This is a genomic window from Enterococcus sp. 12F9_DIV0723 (assembly GCF_002174375.1).
In the GTDB taxonomy this organism is placed as follows: domain Bacteria; phylum Bacillota; class Bacilli; order Lactobacillales; family Enterococcaceae; genus Enterococcus_A; species Enterococcus_A gilvus.
In genome coordinates this window covers 1,410,437-1,412,956 of record NZ_NIBK01000001.1, presented here as the reverse complement: position 1 = coordinate 1,412,956, position 2,520 = coordinate 1,410,437, and the positions used below count along the sequence as shown (strand labels likewise).

The 2,520-nt window shown below is 32.8% G+C and carries 6 protein-coding genes; all 6 read right to left on the bottom strand.

Annotation, left to right across the window (positions count from 1 at the left end):
* Positions 1-393: PRD domain-containing protein (locus tag A5868_RS06775; protein ID WP_140404345.1), on the bottom strand; the 393-nt coding region annotated here is incomplete at its 3' end.
* Between the two features lie 159 nt (positions 394-552).
* Entirely contained in the window at positions 553-807 is a 255-nt protein-coding gene (locus A5868_RS06770; RefSeq protein WP_087654104.1) for a PTS lactose/cellobiose transporter subunit IIA, read from the bottom strand.
* A gap of 97 nt (positions 808-904) precedes the next feature.
* Positions 905-1,159, bottom strand: a complete 255-nt coding sequence (locus tag A5868_RS19510) for a PTS sugar transporter subunit IIA (RefSeq protein WP_369596935.1) — start codon at positions 1,157-1,159, stop codon at positions 905-907.
* Positions 1,160-1,168: 9 nt separating this feature from the next.
* Complete coding sequence (locus A5868_RS06760) at positions 1,169-2,089, bottom strand: PTS transporter subunit EIIC (protein WP_087654102.1); 921 nt, start codon at positions 2,087-2,089, stop codon at positions 1,169-1,171.
* 2 nt (positions 2,090-2,091) lie between these two features.
* Positions 2,092-2,403, bottom strand: coding sequence for a PTS sugar transporter subunit IIB (locus tag A5868_RS06755; RefSeq protein WP_087654101.1), 312 nt, complete (start codon positions 2,401-2,403; stop codon positions 2,092-2,094).
* A partial coding sequence (locus A5868_RS06750; RefSeq protein WP_140404344.1) for a PTS lactose/cellobiose transporter subunit IIA occupies positions 2,390-2,520 on the bottom strand: 131 nt, incomplete at its 5' end. The genes A5868_RS06750 and A5868_RS06755, both read right to left, overlap by 14 nt.

The window sequence follows — 2,520 nt, the reverse complement described above, 5'->3', positions numbered from 1 at the left end:
CTCATAAGATCGATTAATATAATCTCCAAACTTGTTCTCAAATTGAACACGATAAAATCTCGAAGTTGCCATTCCACTAGCGCATACAAATAGAATATTTCTGTTCTTCTTGTTTTTGTGATCGACAACAACCGAAAATATCATAGCTAAAAAACCGATTTCGCCTTCCGGAATACTACGATTATAATGTTTTTCAAGAACTTCAGAAGCCGTTTTAGCAATTGCGAATGAAAAAGAAAAATTGTTTTTTAATTGACTTGTTATTGGATTATCTATAAATATATTGAATCTGACTCTGGCCAACATAAAAATAAGGTGTTTAAAAAGATTTTCCTTCAATTCAGAATTATTCTTAAAATTTAACGAATATTCATTTTCTACATTGTCCAACATTTCTTCAATCTGGCTATCAATAGAACTTAAAACCTGTCTCTTATACACATCTAGATGTGTATAAGATTTCTACATTGTCCAACATTTCTTCAATCTGGCTATCAATAGAACTTAAAACCTTTCTATGTAAATCCTTTCGCTCTATATTATATCTGTCTCTTATACACATCTAGATGTGTATAAGAGACAGATATTAGACTTGTCTGTTCTTCTAATTTCTTCTTGTATTAATTCTGTTTGAACATTGTGAGCTTTGCACAATGACTCTTTACATTCTTTCAATAGTTCGTTAGCGATTTCAAAATCACTCGATTTTGCTTTTTGAATTGCTTTAATTGCTTTTGATCTCGCATCTCCACCATTAATAATAATTCCCATTATTACTTGCTCTTCACTTATCACTTCTTTATCCAATGAACTGTCCCCCTTACAAATACTATTTTGCAAGTTTTCTAATAATTTCTCCAACCAAAAAAATACCGTGTTCAAAACGGTACTTTTGAACACGGTTTCAATTCGACAATAATGTCATAAAATTTGTAAATGTTGGATTCCTTATCAAAGCTGCTACTTTTTTATGATTAAATAGTAAATTGGTAGTTTTCTGATAGAACGATTCCAATTCTTGATTATAGTCTCTTTTTAAATTCACCAGAATAACTAAATTGATCCTATGAGTATCCCAAATAATCGGCTGATTCAATACACCCACTACTGCAATATTTTTGTCAACTATTGTTTTTTCTGGATGTGGTGTAGCTGCAATACCACTAATCTAGATGTGTATAAGAGACAGCATACATACTGCTAGCCCCATCCCCCAACCCGCGAATGAGTAAACCATATAAAATGACATTCCTGTGATGTTTGGTAACTCTGCTGCTCCTGCAGTAAAAGCTTGTAAGTTTTCTAAATCTAATGGTCTCCAAGCCATTGCTGCTATTGAAAGTACTACCATTGGCCCGTGAATTCCCAAAACCCATAAAATTTGAGAAATAAATGCTATCAACATAATTGCCCAAATGCTTCCTCCGATATTTTGTAAAGGAGTTTGTAATAATGACAATACAGCTTGGTGAAATGAACCAAAGGTTGTTAATGTAAATAGATGGGAAATAGTTCCGAAAAGACTTAGTATAATTAATCCTGGAATAATACTTTCGAAACTTGATGAAATTACAGGAGGTACTGATTTAGGTAACTTAATGGTCCATCCTTTTTCTTTAATAAATACAAACAAAATAGCTACTACAAAACCAACAATCATTGCACTGAAAATCCCCTGTGCGCTTAACCAATCAATTGGTAAAGAATAATTAACTGTTCCAAATTCATTTACTTCTGAAATAAATGGAGTAATAGCTAAAAATGAAGCCAATGCCGTAACACCAGCCATAGCACCAGATTGTTTCTTTGCTGATGCATAGTGATAGGCAATACCAAAAACAACGTAAAGAGCAAATACGTTAATTGTTACCAAAATAATAGTATCCAAAATTGCTCTAATTCCTGTATTAACCAGGAAATCCTGAAATCCCCCAACTTGAATGCTCAAAAGAATAGTTGCGAACGAACCTGCCATAGTAGCCGGCATCGATACCATCATTCCTGCTGTAATAGTTTTCACAAAGGCACTATTTTGAATTTTCCCTATGATTGGGTTAATTTTTTGTCTCCAGCTTTGAATATTTTTCATTTTTAGTTTTCCTCCATTATTTTAAGTCCATCATTGAGTATTTTTTCACCGTTTAACATTCCATAGTCAACCATGTCAATAACAGCAATTGGCCAGGCTTTATCCTTGTAGCGCTCCTGTATTTGTGGTTCCAAGTATCCAATCTGAGGTCCCAATAATAGTAAATCTACATCCTCTTTTAGGCTATCAAAGGCACTTTCTGACATTGCTTTTATATCAACCTCAATCTTCTTTCCTTCTGCAGCTGTTATCATTTTTTGTACTACTAAAGATGTAGACATTCCGGCTGAACAAATTAATCTAATTTTTATCATTTTTTATCATTCCTTTCTCTAATATATCAACAAGTTCTATTGCCAAATCTTTTATTGTTATTGCATTCATTAAATGATCCTGTGCATGTACCATTAAAAGAGATATATTAGACTTGT

Excerpts from the sequence above, each read along its gene's own strand:
- A5868_RS06760 (WP_087654102.1), bottom strand. The coding sequence starts at position 2,089 with ATGAAAAATATTCAAAGCTGGAGACAAAAAATTAACCCAATCATAGGG.
- A5868_RS06755 (WP_087654101.1), bottom strand. The coding sequence starts at position 2,403 with ATGATAAAAATTAGATTAATTTGTTCAGCCGGAATGTCTACATCTTTA.